The 20,094-nt window shown below is 57.0% G+C and carries 19 protein-coding genes; 13 read left to right on the plus strand and 6 right to left on the minus strand.

All coding sequences use genetic code 11. The features are described from left to right. Window positions 1-6: 6 nt before the first annotated feature. The gene (locus AC559G_RS07815) at window positions 7-1,071 is read right to left on the minus strand and encodes a Zn-dependent exopeptidase M28 (RefSeq protein WP_498912109.1); all 1,065 of its coding nucleotides are present in this window, start codon (window positions 1,069-1,071) and stop codon (window positions 7-9) included. Between the two features lie 340 nt (window positions 1,072-1,411). On the opposite strand from AC559G_RS07815, the gene cysG reads away from it, so the two are divergent. The 5 genes from cysG to AC559G_RS07840 all read left to right on the plus strand — a co-directional run bounded on the left by cysG (window position 1,412) and on the right by AC559G_RS07840 (window position 6,255). Then, window positions 1,412-2,842: a siroheme synthase family protein gene (gene cysG, locus AC559G_RS07820; RefSeq protein ID WP_498912110.1), complete on the plus strand. Its 1,431-nt coding sequence runs from the start codon at window positions 1,412-1,414 to the stop codon at window positions 2,840-2,842. Window positions 2,843-2,852: 10 nt separating this feature from the next. After that, window positions 2,853-3,761: a sulfate adenylyltransferase subunit CysD gene (gene cysD, locus AC559G_RS07825; protein ID WP_498912111.1), complete on the plus strand. Its 909-nt coding sequence runs from the start codon at window positions 2,853-2,855 to the stop codon at window positions 3,759-3,761. An 11-nt stretch (window positions 3,762-3,772) separates the two neighbouring features. Next, window positions 3,773-5,209, plus strand: a complete 1,437-nt coding sequence (gene cysN / locus AC559G_RS07830) for a sulfate adenylyltransferase subunit 1 (RefSeq protein WP_498912112.1) — start codon at window positions 3,773-3,775, stop codon at window positions 5,207-5,209. 1 nt (window position 5,210) lies between these two features. Continuing rightward, a complete protein-coding gene (gene cysC, locus AC559G_RS07835) occupies window positions 5,211-5,840 on the plus strand; it encodes an adenylyl-sulfate kinase (RefSeq protein WP_498912113.1) in 630 nt (209 codons plus the stop codon). Window positions 5,841-5,937: 97 nt separating this feature from the next. Continuing rightward, complete coding sequence (locus tag AC559G_RS07840; RefSeq protein ID WP_438599174.1) at window positions 5,938-6,255, plus strand: DUF3561 family protein; 318 nt, start codon at window positions 5,938-5,940, stop codon at window positions 6,253-6,255. A gap of 54 nt (window positions 6,256-6,309) precedes the next feature. Here the strand turns inward: AC559G_RS07840 and AC559G_RS07845 are convergent, their stop codons facing one another. The 3 genes from AC559G_RS07845 to AC559G_RS07855 all read right to left on the minus strand — a co-directional run bounded on the left by AC559G_RS07845 (window position 6,310) and on the right by AC559G_RS07855 (window position 8,650). After that, window positions 6,310-7,032, minus strand: coding sequence for an amino acid ABC transporter ATP-binding protein (locus AC559G_RS07845; protein ID WP_438599175.1), 723 nt, complete (start codon window positions 7,030-7,032; stop codon window positions 6,310-6,312). Beyond that, a complete protein-coding gene (locus AC559G_RS07850) occupies window positions 7,016-7,783 on the minus strand; it encodes an amino acid ABC transporter permease (protein ID WP_498912114.1) in 768 nt (255 codons plus the stop codon). The genes AC559G_RS07845 and AC559G_RS07850 overlap by 17 nt, the downstream gene beginning before the upstream one ends. Window positions 7,784-7,879: 96 nt before the next feature. Continuing rightward, on the minus strand, window positions 7,880-8,650 hold the full coding sequence (locus AC559G_RS07855) for a basic amino acid ABC transporter substrate-binding protein (RefSeq protein ID WP_095845940.1): 771 nt from the start codon (window positions 8,648-8,650) through the stop codon (window positions 7,880-7,882). A 262-nt stretch (window positions 8,651-8,912) separates the two neighbouring features. Between AC559G_RS07855 and ftsB the strand changes: the two genes are divergently transcribed. From ftsB to rpoS, 8 genes are all read left to right on the plus strand, one after another. Next, window positions 8,913-9,230, plus strand: a complete 318-nt coding sequence (gene ftsB, locus AC559G_RS07860; protein ID WP_279024848.1) for a cell division protein FtsB — start codon at window positions 8,913-8,915, stop codon at window positions 9,228-9,230. Between the two features lie 3 nt (window positions 9,231-9,233). After that, entirely contained in the window at window positions 9,234-9,941 is a 708-nt protein-coding gene (ispD, locus tag AC559G_RS07865) for a 2-C-methyl-D-erythritol 4-phosphate cytidylyltransferase (RefSeq protein ID WP_438599176.1), read from the plus strand. A 120-nt stretch (window positions 9,942-10,061) separates the two neighbouring features. After that, complete coding sequence (gene ispF, locus AC559G_RS07870) at window positions 10,062-10,535, plus strand: 2-C-methyl-D-erythritol 2,4-cyclodiphosphate synthase (RefSeq protein ID WP_095845937.1); 474 nt, start codon at window positions 10,062-10,064, stop codon at window positions 10,533-10,535. Window positions 10,536-10,539: 4 nt separating this feature from the next. Continuing rightward, window positions 10,540-11,586 carry a tRNA pseudouridine(13) synthase TruD gene (gene truD, locus AC559G_RS07875; protein ID WP_498912115.1) on the plus strand — a complete coding sequence of 349 codons (1,047 nt, stop codon included), beginning with the start codon at window positions 10,540-10,542 and terminating at the stop codon, window positions 11,584-11,586. Beyond that, window positions 11,567-12,328: a 5'/3'-nucleotidase SurE gene (surE, locus tag AC559G_RS07880; RefSeq protein ID WP_438599179.1), complete on the plus strand. Its 762-nt coding sequence runs from the start codon at window positions 11,567-11,569 to the stop codon at window positions 12,326-12,328. Before truD ends, surE begins: the two co-directional genes overlap by 20 nt. Further along, window positions 12,322-12,948, plus strand: coding sequence for a protein-L-isoaspartate O-methyltransferase (locus AC559G_RS07885; protein WP_498912116.1), 627 nt, complete (start codon window positions 12,322-12,324; stop codon window positions 12,946-12,948). The genes surE and AC559G_RS07885 overlap by 7 nt, the downstream gene beginning before the upstream one ends. Window positions 12,949-13,261: 313 nt before the next feature. Next, entirely contained in the window at window positions 13,262-14,257 is a 996-nt protein-coding gene (nlpD, locus tag AC559G_RS07890) for a murein hydrolase activator NlpD (RefSeq protein ID WP_438599180.1), read from the plus strand. Window positions 14,258-14,310: 53 nt separating this feature from the next. After that, window positions 14,311-15,309: an RNA polymerase sigma factor RpoS gene (gene rpoS, locus AC559G_RS07895; RefSeq protein ID WP_279024859.1), complete on the plus strand. Its 999-nt coding sequence runs from the start codon at window positions 14,311-14,313 to the stop codon at window positions 15,307-15,309. Window positions 15,310-15,382: 73 nt separating this feature from the next. On the opposite strand, the gene mutS is transcribed toward rpoS, so the two are convergent. After that, the gene (gene mutS / locus AC559G_RS07900; RefSeq protein ID WP_498912117.1) at window positions 15,383-17,944 is read right to left on the minus strand and encodes a DNA mismatch repair protein MutS; all 2,562 of its coding nucleotides are present in this window, start codon (window positions 17,942-17,944) and stop codon (window positions 15,383-15,385) included. A gap of 680 nt (window positions 17,945-18,624) precedes the next feature. Beyond that, a complete protein-coding gene (locus AC559G_RS07905) occupies window positions 18,625-20,049 on the minus strand; it encodes an aldehyde dehydrogenase family protein (RefSeq protein WP_498912118.1) in 1,425 nt (474 codons plus the stop codon). Between the last annotated feature and the right edge of the window lie 45 nt (window positions 20,050-20,094).

Below are 20,094 nucleotides of genomic sequence, written 5' to 3' on the forward strand. Positions count from 1 at the left end.
CCTCGCCTAGCCCTTAGCTGATTTTGCCGGGTGTGCCTGCGCCAGCTCTTTGATCAACGGCAGCAGAATCTGCACGCTTTCACGGCTGCGTTTATCAATGCGCCCTGGCATATAGCGTTCCAGATATTGCAGGTTGTCATACTGCGGCCGGTGCCGCGTCAGCCCCTGCGGGAAGTGCGGGCTGATTGCACGCTGCAAATCCTCATCTTTATTCCCCAACCGCCAGTTGGCCGCTTCCATCGTCAACGTGGGGAATTTTGCCTGATCAAAGGCATCATCATCCGCGCTTTCCCTGCCGGTTTTTTTATTGCCCGGGGGAATGGCGGCGGCGATCCCATAGCGGCGGGCAATACTCAACGCACGATCGCGTGTGGCTTTGGCCACATCCGCAGGCGTATTACGCCCGGCGGAGAGGTAGAGGCGATCGCCGGCGATCAGGCTATCGAGATTGATCACCAACACGGTATTCGCCTTCTCGTCCTCGCTCATGCGCTGCAGGTAATTTTGCGCGCCGAGCGCGCCAATCTCTTCTGCGCTGGTCGCGATAAAGCGCAGGCCGTAGTGGGTGGGGATGTCTTTCATCCGTTCCGCCAGCTCAAGCATCACGCCGACGCCAGAGGCGTTATCGTCCACGCCCTGTAACGTCAGGCCGCCGAGGTTGTGATCCAGATCGGCATCGCTCTGCGGCAGATAGGTGTCAAAGTGGGCGACGATCAGGATTTGTTTTGGCGTCTCGCCGGGCTTGGCGGCAATCACCGAGCTGGCGGTGACGTTGTTCCAGTTTTGTTTGCCGTCTTTACTGGTATAGAGATAGCGGGTGTTGAAACTGCGAACGTCGCTTTGGTAACCCATGTTGATGAACTGCTGCTTCAGGTAGTCTGCGGTAAGCAATTCCGCCGGGCTGCCGGCCATTCTGCCGGGGAAATAGGTCGCGATGTGGCGGATCTGCCTGGCGGCAAATTGGCCCAACGGCATTTCTTTTGCCGCATGCGCTGTGGTAGCGGAAACGTTCAAAACGGCACCAAAGGCTGCCGCGAGCAGACCGGCCTTCAGGTAAAAACGGGAAAACATATCGGAAAATCCTTCTCTGATATCGGCACTGCAGTTATTTTTTGTGGTGTTCAGTATGATGCCGCTCCCCTGATTACACAATTTCACTTGCTCTTAATTTTTGCCCGAATGTGCAAAATTTTATTTACCACTTTTGTGCTTGGCGGTGTGCTTTCCCCCTGATTTACCTATGGATAACCCCTTGAGGGGCAAATAGCCATGCGCTGGCTTGTCGTCCGGCTTGGTTTCGTGTTGTGTTCTTTATTCCATAAAGGAACTAGTCATTCCTTTTCGTCATTTCAGGGGCTAAATAACAGCCCGTATAGTCACACTATCTTTCTGTTATATGACAAAGGCTGTTGTGGACTATCTACCTATTTTTGCCGATCTGAAACAACGTCCGGTACTGGTCGTTGGCGGCGGTGAAGTGGCTGCGCGCAAAGTCTCCTTTCTTCAGCGCGCTGGGGCTGAAATACGGATAGTTGCGCAGTCGCTTTCAACCGAGTTGGAGCATCTTCGCCAGCAGGGGAACATTCACTGGCTGGGGCAGGCTTTTTCCCCGGAACAGCTGGATGACGTTTTTCTGGTGATTGCCGCCACCAATGATCCGGCATTAAACGCCGCGGTATTCGCCGCAGCTGATAAACGCCGCGTGCTGGCTAATGTGGTTGACGATCAGCCGAGCTGTTCATTTATTTTTCCTTCGATAGTCGAGCGCGCGCCACTGATGGTGGCCATCTCTTCCAGCGGCCAGGCACCGGTGTTGGCGCGTATGCTGCGTGAAAAACTGGAAGCGCTGTTGCCGGCCAGCCTGGGCGCCATGGCTGAACTGGCCGGCGGTTTTCGCCAGCGCGTGAAGCAAGCATTGCCCAGCGTTGATCAACGTCGCCGCTTTTGGGAAAGAACCTTTAGTGGGCGTTTTACTACGTTGGTGGCTAATGGCCAGGCCGAACAGGCTGCACAGGATGTGGAACAGGATTTAGCCGCCTTTGCCGCCGGTGATGAACGCACGCAGGGCGAAATTGCGCTGGTGGGCGCCGGGCCGGGCGATGTTGGGTTGCTGACGTTGCGCGGCCTGCAGGTGATACAGCAGGCCGACGTGGTGCTTTACGATCACTTGGTGAGCGAAGACGTGCTGGAACTGGTGCGCCGCGATGCGGAACGGATCTGCGTGGGTAAACGCGCGGGCGCGCATTCGGTGATCCAGGAGGAAACCAACCGCCTGCTGGTGGAACTGGCGCAGCAGGGGAAACGCGTGGTGCGCCTGAAGGGGGGCGATCCGTTCATCTTTGGCCGCGGCGGCGAAGAGCTGCAGGTGGCCGCCGCCGCGGGGATCCCGTTTCAGGTGGTGCCGGGCGTGACGGCCGCGGCAGGGGCGACGGCTTATGCCGGCATCCCGTTGACGCACCGCGATCATGCCCAGAGCGTGACTTTTATCACCGGCCACAGCCGTTCCGACGGCGAAGGGTTGGACTGGGCGGATTTAGCGCGCGCCCGGCAGACGCTGGCTATTTATATGGGCACCATGACGGCGGCGGAGATCAGCCAGCGGCTGATAGCCCATGGCCGCGCGGCGGAGACGCCGGTGGCGGTGATCAGCCGTGGTACCCGCCCCGATCAACAGGTGCAAATCGGCACGCTGCAGCAGCTTGAACAATTAGCGCAACAGGCGCCGCTCCCGGCCTTGCTGGTGATCGGCGAGGTTGTAGCGCTTCATCATCAAATTGCCTGGTTTGGGCAGCAATCGCAGGCGGCGGGGCAGGTGCGCCCGGCCGTCGTAAATTTGGCGTAAGGATCTGTATATGGACGAAAAACGACTCACTCACTTGCGGCAATTGGAGGCGGAGAGTATCCATATTATCCGTGAAGTCGCCGCTGAGTTTGCTAACCCGGTGATGCTTTACTCGATTGGTAAAGACTCCTCCGTCATGCTGCATTTGGCGCGTAAAGCCTTTTACCCGGGCACCTTGCCGTTCCCGCTATTGCATGTGGATACCGGCTGGAAATTCCGTGAAATGTACCAATTCCGCGATCGCACGGCCAAAGAGTACGGCTTCGAACTGCTGGTGCATAAAAACCCCGAAGGGGTCGCTATGGGGATCAACCCCTTTGTGCACGGCAGCGCCAAGCACACTGACATCATGAAAACCGAAGGCCTGAAACAGGCGCTGAACAAGTACGGTTTTGATGCCGCCTTCGGCGGCGCGCGGCGTGATGAAGAGAAATCGCGCGCCAAAGAACGCATCTATTCCTTCCGCGATCGCTTCCACCGTTGGGATCCGAAAAACCAACGCCCGGAGCTGTGGCACAACTACAACGGCCAAATCAACAAGGGCGAAAGCATACGCGTGTTCCCGCTCTCGAACTGGACCGAGCTGGACATCTGGCAGTACATCTTCCTGGAAAAGATCGATATCGTGCCGCTGTATCTGGCCAAGCCGCGCCCGGTGCTGGAGCGCGACGGTATGCTGATGATGGTGGACGACGATCGTATTGATCTGCAGCCCGGTGAGGTGATCCAACAACGCATGGTGCGTTTCCGCACCCTCGGCTGCTGGCCGTTGACCGGCGCGGTGGAATCCACGGCGAAAACCTTGCCGGAGATCATCGAAGAGATGCTGATCTCCACCACCAGCGAACGCCAGGGCAGAATGATCGACCGCGATCAGTCCGGCTCCATGGAGCTGAAAAAGCGTCAAGGGTATTTTTAAGGAGCCGCCGGATGAACAACGTTATTGCACAACAAATTGCCGAGCAGGGTGGCGTAGAAGCCTACCTGCACGCCCAGCAACACAAAAGCCTGCTGCGCTTTCTGACCTGCGGCAGCGTCGATGACGGCAAGAGCACCCTGATCGGCCGCTTGTTGCACGATACCCGCCAGATCTATGAAGATCAGCTCTCCACGCTGCATACCGACAGCAAGCGCCTGGGCACGCAGGGCGAAAAACTCGATCTGGCGCTGCTGGTGGACGGCCTGCAGGCCGAACGCGAGCAGGGCATCACCATTGACGTGGCGTACCGCTATTTCTCAACCGAAAAGCGCAAATTTATCATTGCCGATACCCCGGGGCATGAGCAGTACACCCGCAACATGGCCACCGGTGCTTCCACCTGCGATCTGGCGATCCTGCTGATCGATGCGCGCAAGGGGGTGTTGGATCAAACCCGGCGCCACAGCTTTATCGCCACGCTGCTTGGCATCCGCCATTTGGTGGTGGCCGTGAACAAGATGGACCTGGTGGATTACAGCGAAGCGGTTTTTGAACAGTACCGCGAGGATTATCTGGCCTTTGCGCAGCAACTGCCCAACGATCTGGACATCAAGTTTGTGCCCCTGTCGGCGTTGGATGGCGATAATGTGGCGGCGCAAAGCGCAAAAATGCCGTGGTACAACGGCCCAACGCTGCTGGAAGTGCTGGAAACCGTGGATGTCATCAGCGAGCGTGAACAGCAGCCGCTGCGCTTCCCGGTACAGTACGTTAACCGCCCGAACCTGGATTTCCGCGGCTATGCCGGCACGCTGTCCGCCGGTGTGGTGCGCGTCGGCCAGCGGGTGAAGGTGTTGCCTTCCGGCGTGGAATCGGCCGTCGCGCGCATCGTCACCTTTGATGGCGATCTGCAGGAAGCAGTGCCCGGTGAAGCGATCACCCTGGTGCTGAAGGACGAAGTCGATATCAGCCGTGGCGATTTACTGGTCGCCGCCGATGAAACGCTGCAACCTGCGCAAAGCGCGTTGGTGGACGTAGTGTGGATGGCGGAGCAAACCCTGCTGCCGGGGCAAAGCTACGATATCAAAGTGGCCGGCAAGAAAACCCGCGCACGGGTGGTGGGCATCCGCCATCAGGTTGAGATTAACTCTCTGACCCAGCACGAGGTGGACACGTTGCCGTTGAATGGTATTGGGCTGGTGGAACTGACGTTTGACGAGCCGTTGGTGCTTGATAGCTATCAGCGCAACCACGACACCGGCGGCCTGATCTTTATTGATCGCCTGACCAACGTGACCGTGGGCGCCGGGTTGATCCGCGAAACGCTGCAGGATACTCCCGCCGCGGCCGGCGAATTCAGCGCGTTTGAGCTGGAGCTTAATGCCTTGATCCGCAAACATTTCCCGTACTGGGGTACGCGCGATCTGCGTGATTTGCTTGGGGGAAAATAAGGTGGCCGATGCACAACACCGGCTGACCGGGCCGGATGATGAAAACGTGGTCTGGCACCCGCACGCGGTGACGCGTGCCGATCGCGAAGCGCGTAGCGGCCATCAGGGCGTGGTGCTGTGGTTTACCGGGCTTTCCGGCTCGGGGAAATCCACCGTTGCCGGCGCGTTGGAACAGGCGCTGCACGCCAACGACGTCAGTACCTATTTGCTGGACGGCGACAATGTGCGCCACGGTTTGTGCCGCGATCTGGGGTTCTCTGACGATGACCGGCGCGAGAACATCCGCCGGGTGGGGGAAGTGGCCCGCTTGATGGTCGACGCCGGGTTGGTGGTGCTGACGGCGTTCATCTCGCCGCATCGCGCAGAGCGGCAGATGGTACGTGAAATGTTGGACGACGGCCGGTTTATCGAAGTGTTTGTCGATACGCCGCTGGCGATTTGCGAGGCGCGCGATCCCAAAGGCTTATACAAAAAAGCCCGCGCCGGCGAACTGCGTAACTTCACCGGCATCGATTCCGTTTATGAGGCGCCGAAGGCCCCGGATATTCACCTGGATGGCGAACAATTGGTAACAAATTTGGTTGTGCAATTGTTAGACGTGCTGCGTAGTAAAGTTATTATCAAATCCTGAAGTTAAGCAAAGCAGAGGGTGTTTTCGGCGCCCTCTGTTTTTCGCATTCAAGCCGCCGCAGAGCGTGCTGACAGAAGGCGAGTAATCAGGAATCACTATGCAGAACGTTACCCCCATCTTGGCAGGCGCAAAACAGGAAAAAGAAGAGCCCTCATCCTCTTTCCTGGGCGGCGTTAGCGGCTTTGTTTTTTATTGGCTGGCCTTTGCCGTGCCGTTTTTGGTATATGGCCCCAACACGCTGTTTTTCCTGCTCTATACCTGGCCCTTCTTCCTGGCGTTGATGCCTCTTTCCGTGTTGATCGGCATCACGTTCAGCATGATATTGCGTGAGCGCCAACTGTTGACGCTATTGCTGACCGGTGTGGCGGTAATGTGTTTATTCTGGCTGGTGTTCAGCAGCCTGAGCGGGTGGTGAACTGCCAGGCGCCAATCGCAGGCGCCCGGCAGGATTGCAAAGCCGTGCTGAAAGTTACAAAACTTTGCTTAGAAATGCCTGCGTACGCGGATTGGTCGGGTTGGTAAAGATCTGCTGCGGCGCGCCTTCTTCCTGAATAATGCCCTGATCGATAAACATCACCCGATCGGCCACTTCGCGGGCAAACCCCATTTCATGCGTGACGACCACCATCGTCATGCCCTCATGCGCCAGCGCTTTCATCACCGCCAGCACTTCCCCCACCAGTTCGGGATCCAGCGCCGAGGTGGGCTCATCAAACAGCATGATTTTCGGTTCCATTGCCAGCGCGCGGGCAATGGCGACGCGCTGCTGCTGCCCGCCGGACAGGCTGTTTGGGTAGGCATCGGTTTTATCCAGCAGCCCGACTTTGCGCAGCAGCTTTTCCGCGCGCAGCGTGGCCTCGGCGCGCGACAGCTTTTTCACATCCATCGGCGCCATGATGATGTTTTCCAATACCGTCATGTGCGGGAACAGGTTGAACCGCTGGAACACCATGCCGACGCTCTCACGCATTTTGTTGAGATCGGTACGCTGATCGTGAATGGCGAAGCCGTTAACGTCTATTTCGCCGCCGGAGAGCGTTTCCAGCGCGTTGATGCAACGCAGGAAGGTGCTTTTCCCTGAGCCGGATGGCCCGATAATGCACACCACTTCATTCGGCGCGATGTCACAGGAGATGCCGCGCAATACGTGGCTCTCACCAAATTGTTTTTGCAGATTATGTACGTGAATCACTTTTGCCGAACCTCTTTTCCATATGTTGCACCAGCAGCGAAAGCAGGAAGGTGATGACCCAATAAACCAGTGAAATGGTCAGGTAGGGTTCCCAGTAGGTAGCGTAAGCGCCAGAGACGGTACGGGCGGCATAGGCCAAATCGGCCAGCCCGATGGCGGAGGCCAAAGATGAATCCTTGACGATGGCAATGGCGTTGTTGCCCAGTGGCGGCAACATGCGGCGGAACGCCTGCGGCAGGATCACCCGGCGCAGGGTTTTGCCATAGCCCATTCCCAGTGAGCGTGATGCTTCCATCTGCCCACGATCCAGCGACTGAATACCGGCGCGGAAAATTTCCGAAACGTAAGCGCCGGCATTGAGCGTAATCGCCACCACGCAGGACAGGAAGGCGCCGTAGTCGGAGCGCAACATGCGGGCGAAGTCGCTGCTCATCAGGCCGCTGGTGACCAAAATACCGTCACGCGGGTTGATAAACAGCGGCACCAACGCAAAGTGCACCACCATGATCTGGACGAACAGTGGCGTGCCGCGAAAGGCGCTGATATAGATGCGCACCGGCCATTGCACGCCGTAGCGCAGGATGGGTTTCCAGATGCCGTGCGGTGCCTGCGCCAGGCGGCCCAAACCGAGGAGCAGGCCCCAGGTGGTGCCCAGCAGCACGCAGATAATGGTGCATTTGATGGTCATCCAGGCGCCTTGGGCAAACAGCGGCGCATATTCCTGGATGATTTCCCAGCGGAAAGCAGACAAGTTCAGTTCCTTACAGATAAAAAGCGGCAATCAGGCAGGCCCGATTGCCCACAACAAGATACAGCCCCTTCCCATAGCGGGCGGAAGGCGCTGGGATTATTCAGCCGGCAGCGTCGGGACGTTGCTGTCGAACCAGGTTTGGTAAATTTTGGCATAGGTGCCATCGGCAAGGATTTTTTTCAGGCCGGCGTTAATCTTATCGCGCAGTTCTTCGTTGCCTTTCGCGACGGCAATGCCGAAATACTGGCGTTCAAATTTGGCGTCGGACACCAGTTTGAACTGTTTTTCCGGGTGGGTTTTGATATAGAACTTGGCGACGCCCACATCGCCTACGGCGGCGCTGATGCCGTCTTCATACAGCTCCTGTAGCATCAGCGGCGTGTTATCGAAGCGTTTGATCGCGGTGTTGTTTTTGCCCAACACGTCGGACACCACGATATCACCGGTGCTGGAGTTAACCACGCCAACCTTCAGCGTTTTCAGCGCGGCGATGGAATCGACGCTGGAGTCATGCGGCACCACGATCGCCTGTTCCGCCGGGAAGTACGGGGCGGAAAAATCCACCATCTGCTTGCGTTTATCGGTGATGGTAATCCCCGAGATGATAATATCGCGATCGCCGGAGTTCAGCGTGGCGAAAATGCCCTCCCACGGCGTATTCACCAGCTTAACCTGAAAGCCTTCGGCCTTGGCGATAGCCTTGATGATATCAATATCAAAACCTTCCAGCTGTTTGTTGCTGTTTTCGTATTCGAACGGGCGGTAAGTGCCGCCGGCGCCGACGGTATAGGTGGCTTCAGCCGCAAAGGCGGCGGCGGATAACGTGGCGGCCAGGCAGGCGCCAATAATAACCAGACGTTTTAGCATTATGTTTCCCTGTGATTAATTAACGGTCATAAAAATTATTTATGCATTTTGACTGCATAAAAGTAAGGGGTAATGCCAGGGAATGCAACCGTGTGCCATCGACATGGCAAAAGTCACTTTTTTTGTCGCTTTCGCGACGGATTTAGCGGATAAACACGGGAAATTGTTATCCGTATTCTGAATCTGGCGCTGAAATGCCGTGCTCGGTGTGGAGTCCAACCAAAAGTTGTGGGATGATTGTGCGGTTTTTCAGGGGGCGGGGATGGGAAAACTTACGCTACTATTGTTGGCATTGCTCGGCTGGTTACAGTATTCGCTGTGGCTGGGTAAAAATGGTATTCACGATTATGTGCGCGTCAATGACGATGTTGCTGTCCAACAGGGCAATAACGCGAAGTTGAAAGCACGTAACGATCAGTTATTCGCTGAAATCGACGATCTCAACGGGGGTCAAGAGGCGATAGAAGAGCGTGCGCGCAATGAACTGGGCATGATTAAGCCCAATGAAACTTTCTACCGTTTGGTGCCCGACCAATCCAGGCGTACGGCCACGTCCTCTTCACAAAACAACGTAAAATAACGCATGAATCACTCCGCAAATGCCTTTCCACAGGTGATTGCCGTGCTGCCTGCGGCGGGCATCGGCAGCCGCATGCAGGCGCATTGCCCGAAGCAATACCTTACCATTGGCGATAAAACCATTCTGGAACATGCGATCCACGCGCTGTTGCGTCATCCGCGCATCCCACAGGTGATTGTCGCTATCAGCCCGGCCGATCGGCAGTTCCAACAGTTGCCGATCGCGCAGGATCCGCGTGTGCGTGTGGTCACCGGCGGCGAGCAGCGTGCCGACTCTGTCATGGCCGGCCTGCGTCTGGCCGGCGGTGCCGAGTGGGTGCTGGTGCATGACGCTGCGCGCCCGTGCCTGCACCGCGACGATCTCGATCGCCTGTTGGCGATCACCGAACACAGCAAGGTTGGCGGTATTCTGGCAGCACCGGTACGCGATACCATGAAGCGTGCGGAAACCGGGCAATGTGCGATTTCCCACACCGTTGAACGCCAGGATTTGTGGCATGCCCTCACGCCGCAGCTGTTCCCGCTGGAATTGCTGAAACTGTGCCTGCAGCGTGCGCTGGATGAGGGGGCGGCGGTGACCGATGAAGCCTCGGCATTGGAGCATTGCGGTTATCATCCGCTGTTGATCTCGGGGCGTTCAGATAATATTAAAGTAACGCGGCCAGAGGACTTGGCGCTGGCGGCGTTTTATCTAACTCAATTAAACAGGTAAGAACCTATTTGAATAGGCACCAGCGTTGCGGGCTGCGCCGGTAGCGGCGCTTGCGCGTGGGCGCTGCCACGGTTTGCCGGCGCATACGCCTATTGGAATGGGTTCTGAGGAGAACAAATAATGCGTATTGGTCACGGTTTTGATGTGCATAAATTTGGCGGCGAAGGCCCGTTGGTGATCGGCGGTGTGCGCATCCCTTATGAACACGGCCTGCTGGCGCACTCCGACGGCGACGTTGCGTTGCATGCGGCCACCGATGCGTTGCTGGGTGCGGCGGCGTTAGGGGATATCGGCAAGCTGTTCCCGGATACCGATCCTGCGTTTAAAGGCGCAGACAGCCGCGCACTGTTGCGTGAAGCGTGGAAACGTATTCAGGCCAAAGGCTACCGGCTGGGCAACCTGGATATCACCATTATTGCCCAGGCGCCGAAGATGGCGCCGCATATTCCGCAGATGCGGGTTTTCCTGAGCGAAGATCTGGGCTGCCATCTCGACGACGTCAACGTGAAGGCGACCACCACCGAGAAGCTCGGTTTTACCGGGCGCGGCGAAGGCATTGCCTGTGAGGCGGTCGCCTTGTTGATCAAGGAGTAAGCGAATGGACATGGTGAATCTGAGCTGGCTGCACGGTAAACCGCGCGGCAGCGGTGTGTTGAAAGCCAACCCTGAAGATTTCGTGGTGGTGGAAGACCTGGGCTTTGAGCCGGATGGCGAAGGTGAGCACCTGCTGGTCAACATCCGTAAAAATGGCTGCAATACGCAATTTGTGGCCGAGAATCTGGCGCGCTTCGCCGGTATTCATGCCCGCTCCGTCAGCTATGCCGGCCTGAAGGATCGCAATGCCGTCACAGAACAGTGGTTCTGCCTGCATCTGCCGGGCAAAACCGATCCCGATCTCAGCCAGTTTGCTTTGGCGGGCTGCGAAGTGCTGCGCGCGGCACGCCACCGGCGCAAGCTGCGCATTGGCACGCTGAAAGGCAACGCGTTTACCCTGGTACTACGCCAAATCAGCGATCGCCAGGAGGTTGAACAACGGCTGGGGGCCATCGCCGCCCAGGGCGTGCCGAATTATTTTGGCAGCCAGCGCTTCGGGCATGGCGGCAATAATCTGGTGATGGCGAAGCGCTGGGCCAATGACGAAATTCGCGTCAGGGAGCGCAACAAGCGCAGCTTTTACCTCTCCGCCAGCCGCAGCGCGCTGTTTAATCAAGTGGCGAGCGCACGTCTGGCCGATGGCCTGCAGGCCACCGTGCTGGCAGGTGATGCTTTGCAACTGACCGGCCGGGGCAGTTGGTTTGTGGCGCAGACGGATGAACTGCCCAGCCTGCAGCAGCGGGTTGATGCCGGGGAGTTGCGGGTGACGGCGCCGCTGCCGGGCGATGGCGAACCCGGCACGGCCGATGCCGCGTTGCAGTTTGAGCAGCGGTGCTTGGCGGAACAGCCAGAATTGCTTACGCTTCTAAAGCGTGAACGGGTTGAGCCGGCGCGCCGGGCGCTGCTGTTACAGCCGCAAAATATGCGGTGGAGCTGGTGGGACGACGTTACCGTTGAGCTGCGCTTCTGGTTGCCTGCGGGGAGTTTTGCCACCAGCGTAGTTCGCGAAATTATGCTGCAGGATAACGGCGATGCGGATATTACTGAGTAACGATGACGGCGTTTCCGCTCCGGGTATCCAGGTGCTTGCCGAGGCGTTGCGCCGCTTTGCCGAGGTGCAGGTGGTGGCGCCGGATCGCAACCGTAGCGCCTCTTCCAATGCGTTGACGCTGGAAGCGCCGTTGCGCACGTTGACGTTGCCGAACGGCGATATCGCCGTGCAGCAGGGCACGCCAACCGACTGTGTCTATCTTGGCGTTAATGCGCTGATGCGGCCGCGGCCGGATATTGTGATTTCAGGTATCAATGCCGGCCCGAATCTGGGCGATGATGTGATCTATTCCGGCACCGTAGCAGCGGCGATGGAAGGGCGCCACCTGGGGTTCCCCGCGCTGGCCGTCTCGTTGAATGGCCAGCGGCATTATGACACTGCGGCGGCGGTCACCTGCCGCCTGCTGCGCGCTTTGCAGCGCGAGCCGCTGCGCACCGGGAAAATTCTCAACGTTAACGTGCCGGATTTGCCGTTGGCTGAAATCAAAGGCATCCGCGTGACGCGCTGCGGCAGCCGCCATCCGGCCGAAAAAGTCTTTTGCCAGCAGGATCCGCGCGGGCAGAATCTCTACTGGATTGGGCCGCCGGGTGATAAATTTGATGCTGGGCCGGATACAGACTTTGCCGCGGTGGAGCAAGGCTATGTAGCGGTGACGCCGCTGCAGGTGGATTTAACCGCTTATGCGGCGCGGGATGTGGTAAAAACGTGGTTGACCAAGGCAGAGGTTAGCGGGGAATGGTGAACAAACGTATGCAAACATTATTGGCCCAGTTGCGGCAGCAGGGCATCCGGGATGAACGCTTGCTCAAAGCGATCGAAGCCGTGCCGCGCGAGCGTTTTGTTGATGAAGCGCTGGAGCACAAAGCCTATGAAAATACCGCGTTGCCGATTGGCTCCGGCCAAACGATTTCCCAGCCTTATATGGTGGCGCGGATGACCGAACTGCTGTGCCTGACTCCAACCTCACGGGTATTAGAGATCGGCACTGGCTCCGGTTATCAGACCGCCATTCTGGCGAACCTGGTGCAACATGTTTGCTCGGTAGAGCGTATCAAAGGGCTGCAATGGCAGGCGAAACGCCGCCTGAAGCAGCTTGATTTGCACAATGTCTCCACCCGCCACGGTGACGGCTGGCAGGGCTGGGCGTCGCGCGGGCCGTTTGATGCAATCATTGTTACCGCCGCCCCGCCGGAAATCCCCGCGGCGTTGATGGAGCAACTGGATGATGGCGGCATTTTGGTGCTGCCGGTGGGTGAACAGGCCCAGACGTTAAAGCGCATTCAGCGCTATGGTAATGAATTCAGTATTGATGCGGTTGAGGCCGTGCGTTTTGTCCCCTTGGTGAAGGGCGAACTGGCCTGATGGCCGCCTGAATAAACCACCCGGTTTTAACTCTGTTGCACTTTAGCCGCTGGCGGAAACGCTTTTCGCGTTTCAATGCGACTGATTTTCACTACAATGGCAGTATGTTAGCCGTTGTCTTATTGTGGAGCGGTGTTGATGTGGTTAGCATCGGCCTGCTGTTTTTTGATTTCCCGGCACGGGCCGTTGGTGTGTGCTTAGCTTGGGGGAGCCTTTCATCGCAGCCTTCGTGGTACGTACGATACCCAACTGCGGTGCAAGGGGATTTTGGATATATTGCTGTCATGGGGGAAGCATGAGCACGGGAAGCCCAATGATTACTTTACGCCGCGTTGCGGTGTGTACAATGATAAGTGTGTGGTTGGCAGGATGTTCCAATGGCGAGTCGACCTCGGCCCCCATTAGTAGCGTCAATGACGGCGGTATTGCTGGTGCAGCAACGGCGCCGGCGGTGGGTAATGCCAGCGCGCAGGGCGACCGAATTGTCTACAACCGCAGCTATGAGTCCATTCCGAAAGGCAGTTACAGCGGCAGCACCTATACGGTCAAACGCGGTGACACGCTGTTTTATATCGCCTGGATCACCGGGAATGACTACCGCGATCTGGCGCAGCGCAATAATATTCCCGAGCCTTACAGCCTGAACGTAGGCCAAACCATTCAACTTGGTAATGGGTCTGCACAAAATAACGGCGGCATGCTGGTGGCGACCGATGCGACGAGCGGTGGCGTGCCGAAGCCGCCTTCCTCAACGCAGATACAAACTGCAACGGTTGATTCTCAACCAACTAACGCGTATTCTGGAAACTCGGGTAAACAGAATGTAGGGAAGATGTTACCTGCATCAGGTGCTGCTGCAGTAGGTTCTGCCGCTGCCCCTGTTACCGCACCAGCTGCTGCACCTCCGGTGAGCAGTACCGTCAGTAATAGCGCGCCAGTCAGCAGTTGGCGGTGGCCGACAGACGGTAAGATCATTGATAACTTTTCTTCATCAGACGGTGGAAATAAGGGTATTGATATCGCTGGTTCCCGTGGACAACCCATTTTTGCTACCGCCGATGGGCGCGTAGTGTATGCGGGCAACGCCTTACGGGGTTACGGTAATCTTATTATCATCAAACATAATGATGATTACCTGAGCGCCTATGCTCACAATGATACGATGCTGGTCCGGGAACAACAGGAAGTGAAGGCGGGTCAAAAAATAGCAACCATGGGGAGCACCGGAACCAGTACAGTACGTTTGCATTTTGAAATTCGTTACAAGGGGAAATCCGTAAACCCGCTGCGTTATCTTCCGCAGCGATAGATTGGGCAGGATAAGCGCTATCCTGCTCGCGGTATCACGGGTAGGAGCAGCTTATGAGCCAAAGCACGCTGAAAGTTAACGAGTTACATGACGAGACGGATTTCGACGAGAACGGAACTGAGGCTGAATCATTTGATGAGAAAGCACTGGTAGAAGAAGAAACCAGTGACAATGATCTGGCAGAAGAAGAGCTGTTGTCGCAGAGTGTTACCCAACGTGTATTGGATGCGACGCAGCTCTATCTTGGCGAAATTGGTTTTTCACCTCTGCTGACGGCAGAGGAAGAAGTCTACTTTGCACGGCGGGCACTGCGTGGTGATATTCCATCTCGCCGTCGAATGATTGAAAGCAACCTGCGGCTGGTGGTGAAAATTGCCCGCCGTTACAGCAACCGCGGCCTGGCACTGCTGGATCTGATCGAAGAAGGTAACCTCGGCCTGATCCGTGCGGTGGAAAAGTTCGATCCTGAGCGCGGTTTTCGTTTTTCTACTTATGCCACTTGGTGGATCCGCCAGACGATTGAACGGGCGATCATGAACCAAACCCGTACCATCCGCCTGCCGATTCACATCGTTAAAGAACTCAACGTTTATCTGCGCACCGCGCGCGAGCTTTCCCACAAACTGGATCATGAACCGAGCGCTGAAGAGATTGCCGAGCAACTCGATAAGCCGGTGGACGACGTCAACCGTATGCTGCGCCTGAATGAGCGTATTACTTCCGTTGATACGCCGCTGGGCGGTGATTCAGAGAAAGCCTTGTTGGACATTCTGGCCGATGAGAAAGACAACGGCCCCGAAGACACCACGCAGGACGATGATATGAAGCAAAGCATCGTTAAGTGGCTGTTTGAACTGAATGCGAAGCAACGTGAAGTGCTGGCGCGCCGTTTTGGGCTGTTGGGTTATGAAGCGGCCACGTTGGAAGATGTGGGCCGTGAGATTGGCCTGACGCGTGAACGCGTTCGCCAGATCCAGGTTGAAGGTTTGCGCCGTCTGCGTGAAATTTTGCAGATGCAGGGGCTGAGCATTGAAGCACTGTTCCGCGAATAGCACATTTTTACCACGCATATAAAAAGGGTGGGCTTGCGCCCACCCTTTTTATATCGCATCTGTGCAATGCTGGTTACACCATGTTTTTTAACCGGTAAATCCATTCCAACGCCTGCCGTGGGGAGAGCGTATCGGGATCGAGCGCTTCCAGCGCTTCTACCGCTGGCGAGGTTTCTTCTGCCAATAACGTCATCTGGGTGGCCTCGACGGTGCCGGCGGCGGTGTGGCTGGAGATCGTTTCCAGCTCGCGCAGCTTTTGGCGCGCCCGTTTGATAACATCGCGTGGCACACCGGCCAGGGCGGCAACCGCCAGGCCGTAGCTTTTGCTGGCCGCGCCGTCTTGTACGCTATGCATGAACGCAATGCTATCGCCGTGCTCCAGGGCATCCAGGTGCACGTTGACCACGCCTTCCATTTTTTCCGGCAGCGTTGTTAGCTCAAAATAGTGAGTCGCAAACAGCGTCATGGCCTTGATGCGGCTCGCCAGGTTTTCTGCGCAGGCCCAGGCCAGCGACAGGCCATCGTAAGTGGATGTGCCGCGCCCAATTTCATCCATCAGCACCAGGCTGTGTTCCGTGGCATTGTGCAGGATGTTAGCGGTTTCGGTCATTTCCACCATGAAGGTGGAGCGGCCGGAGGCCAAATCATCGGCGGCTCCCACGCGGGTGAAAATACGATCCACCGGGCCGATGGTCGCCTTTGCCGCCGGTACATAGCTGCCGATGTGCGCCATTAGCACAATCAGCGCCGTTTGGCGCATATAGGTGCTTTTACCCCCCATATTGGGGCCGGTGATGATCAACATCCGGCGCTGCGGCGACAGCGAAACCGGGTTGGCGATGAATGGATCGCTTAATACCTGCTCCACCACCGGATGGCGGCCTTCGCTGATGCGGATGCCGGGTTTATCACTCATGGTCGGGCAGGCGTAGTTCAGCGTCTCTGCGCGTTCCGCCAGGTTTGCCAGCACATCCAGCTCCGCCAGCGCGCCTGCACTTTGTTGCAGCTCGGCCAGATGCGGCAATAGTAGATCGAACAGCTCATCATACAGGCCTTTTTCTATCGCCAGCGCCTTGCTCTTCGAGGTCAGAACTTTGTCTTCGTACTCTTTCAGCTCGGGGATGATGTAACGTTCTGCATTTTTCAGCGTTTGGCGGCGCACATAGTGGATCGGCACCAGGTGGCTTTGCCCGCGGCTCACCTGAATGTAGTAACCGTGTACGCCGTTAAAGCCCACTTTCAACGTATCCAGGCCCAGTTTTTCGCGCTCGCGGATTTCCAGGCGCTCCAGATAATCGCTGGCCCCGTCGGCCAGCGCTCGCCATTCGTCCAGTTCAGCGTTATAGCCGGTGGCGATCACGCCGCCGTCGCGTACCAACACCGGGGGCGCTTCAACGATCGCCCGTTCCAGCAACGCCTGCAGTTCATCGAACTGGCCAATTTGCTGCAGCAGGCATTGTACGTGCGGCGTATCGATCGGCTGCAACAGTGCGCGAATTTCCGGCAGCTGTTGAAATGCGTGGCGCATGCGCGCCAGATCGCGTGGGCGTGCGGTCCGCAGCGCCAGGCGTGCCAGAATGCGTTCCAGATCGCCCACCTGGCGCAGCGGAGGCTGCAACTCCAGGTATAAATCACGCAGGGCGCCAATGGCCTGCTGGCGGTTATTTAGCACCTTGAAATCACGGGTTGGCATATGCAGCCAGCGCTTGAGCATACGGCTGCCCATCGGCGTAACCGAGCGATCGAGAATGGCGGACAGGGTATTATCCGCCCCGCCGGACAGGCTCTGCGTCAGCTCCAGGTTACGGCGCGTGGCCGCATCCATGATTATGCCGTCCTGCTGGCGCTCCATGGTGATACTGCGTATATGGGGCAGGGAGGTGCGTTGGGTGTCCTTGGCGTATTGCAGCAGGCAGCCGGCGGCGCGCAGTGCCTGTTGCGCCTGTTCGACGCCGAAGCCGCTGAGATCGCGCGTGCCGAACTGCAGGTTCAACTGCTGGCGTGCGGTTTCCAGTTCAAATTCCCACAGTGGGCGGCGGCGCAGCCCGCGGCGTTGCTCGATCAACGCCATCTGCTCAAAGGTTTCTGGGTACAACAGTTCGGCCGGGTTGGTGCGTTGCAGCTCTGCCGCCATGGTTTCCAGATCGCCGGGTTCGGCGACGCGGAAACGGCCGGAGCTGATATCCAGCGTGGCGTAGCCAAAACCGCGCGCGTCTTGCCAAATGGCGGCCAGTAGGTTGTCCTGACGTTCTTGCAGCAATGCTTCATCGCTGACGGTGCCAGGGGTGACGATACGCACCACCTTGCGCTCTACCGGCCCTTTGCTGGTGGCCGGATCGCCAATCTGTTCGCAGATCGCGACCGACTCCCCAAGCTGCACCAGCTTGGCCAGGTAGTTTTCCACCGCGTGGTGTGGCACACCGGCCATCGGGATGGGCTCGCCTGCCGAGGCGCCGCGTTTGGTCAGCGAGATATCCAGCAGTTGGGACGCGCGTTTGGCATCGTCATAAAACAGCTCGTAGAAATCCCCCATGCGATAAAACAGCAGAATTTCAGGGTGTTGCGCCTTCAGGCGCAGGTACTGCTGCATCATTGGCGTGTGGGCGGTAAAGTCCTTGTCAATAGACTCTTTCATATTGATTTTACTCGTTTTATAAGTCTTTTGTGTACTCGGGCGGCTCGTTGTAACCCCCCTGGAAACTCAAATGAACCCAAAAATTTATATTCCATAGCTATCCCAGCGATGCACTGGAAGAGGCATGTGGACTGCGGGTATACATTTGGACCAACGCATGAACATGACACTCAATCAGCCGATTCTAATCAATAAGTTATCTGTACCCAAAACAATTCGAGCCGCAGGGAAAAACGCCAACGGCGTGGCTGAACGGGCTGGTAAGGCTTGCAACGTAAATGATGACGGCCAAACCGCATTTTGGCCGCGATGGGCAAGCCGTTGCCGCCTGGGGCGAAAGCCGTATCTTATCACTGATAATCACTGCGATTCACCCGCAGCGTTAGCGCACAGGCGAACGCTGCCCGAAGCCTTTCTCTTCCCATGGCGGGTTGCCGCTGTGAACGCTGTGTAAATGGAAGAAACACGCCACCTGAGATTATCAAATCAATCATGGCTACGGTGTCGGATTGTGCCGATATTGTGTAGGTATGCGATGCCGCCCGCATGATGGCCAGACGAAGTCACCCACGTGAAGTTGATATTGTTGCACCGGCCAGCGGAGTGGCCTATCGGATGGCAAGCGCGCCGTCGGTAAACCCTTCGGCGCAGGTAAGCTGATCGGCCAGTTGCCCGGTGTTTTAATCCCAGCCGCAAATCCCCTTGATTTCGGTGTAGTCATGAATGCCCCAATCCGCATACTCACGACCATTCCCAGACTGCTTATAGCCGCCAAAGGGGGCGAAAAGATCCCAATCCGGTCCGTTTAAATAGATAGAGCCGGCGCGAATACGTTTGGCCACATTGCGCGCCCGGCTGTTATCGCCTGACCAAATATATGCGGCGAGCCCATACAACGTATCATTGGCGATATCAATCGCCTGGTCTTCATCGCGATAAGGCATGATTGACAACACTGGCCCGAAGATTTCTTCACGCGCGATAGCCATTTCTTGGCTGACATTGCCGAAAATAGTCGGTTTGACGAAATAGCCATGAGTTATGCCATCAGGCTTGCCCAACCCACCGGTGACTAAAACAGCACCTTCATCGATACCCGATTGAATAAGCCGCTGGACCTTGGCAAACTGCTGAGCAGAAATTAACGGGCCCATTGTTGTCGCCTCGTCACGGGGATCGCCGACAATGATCTTTTCGGCAATGATTTTCGCCATGGCAAGCACTTCTTGATGGCGCTCGGCGGGAACTAACATACGGGTCGGTGCATCGCAGGATTGCCCGGTGTTGTTCATGGCGGCAATCACACCGCTACCGATCGCCTTTTCGAAATCGGCGTCTGGCAACACGATATTGGGGGATTTGCCCCCCAGTTCTTGCGTCACTCTTTTTACGGTTTCAGCAGCCGTTTGGGCGACGTTTATCCCTGCACGCGTCGAGCCGGTAAAACTCATCATATCAATATCCGGGTGCGCCGCCATTTTTTGGCCGACTTCCGGCCCCGTACCGTTAATCAGGTTGAAGACGCCTTTCGGCACGCCCGCTGCCTCAATAATTTCAGCGAATAAAATGGCGCTCAATGGCGCAATTTCTGAAGGCTTGAGAACGACCGTACAGCCGGCTATCAGAGCAGGCGCGACTTTGCACACGATTTGATTCATCGGCCAATTCCAGGGAGTAATCAGGCCGCAGACGCCAATGGGTTCGCGGATAATCAACGTTGAACCGCGTTTTGACTGCCATTCAAATGTTTCCGCCGCCTTAATGGTGGCTTCAAGATGCCCTCTGCCTGCATAGGCTTGCGCATTGCGCGCCCATGAAATCGGCGCACCCATTTCGCGGCTTATGGTTTGGGCCATGAGCTCATATTTTTCGTTATATATCTTGAGCACCCGTTGCAGCACGGCAATGCGTTCCTCAACAGGGACGCCAGCCCAGGCAGGAAAAGCCCTACGGGCGGCTTTCACCGCACGATCGACATCTTCCGCGCCGCCAATGGCAATTTGCGCAAATTGGTGTTCAGTGGATGGATCAATGACATCCATCATGGCAGGAACGGCGGGATCTACCCAGGCGCCATCTATGAAGAATTTCTGCGTGTGACGCATATCGGTTTCCTTATGATGCAGTTTTATTTCGATGAGAATACAGGC

The organism is Gibbsiella greigii, from assembly GCF_039540155.1.
Classification (GTDB): domain Bacteria; phylum Pseudomonadota; class Gammaproteobacteria; order Enterobacterales; family Enterobacteriaceae; genus Gibbsiella; species Gibbsiella quercinecans.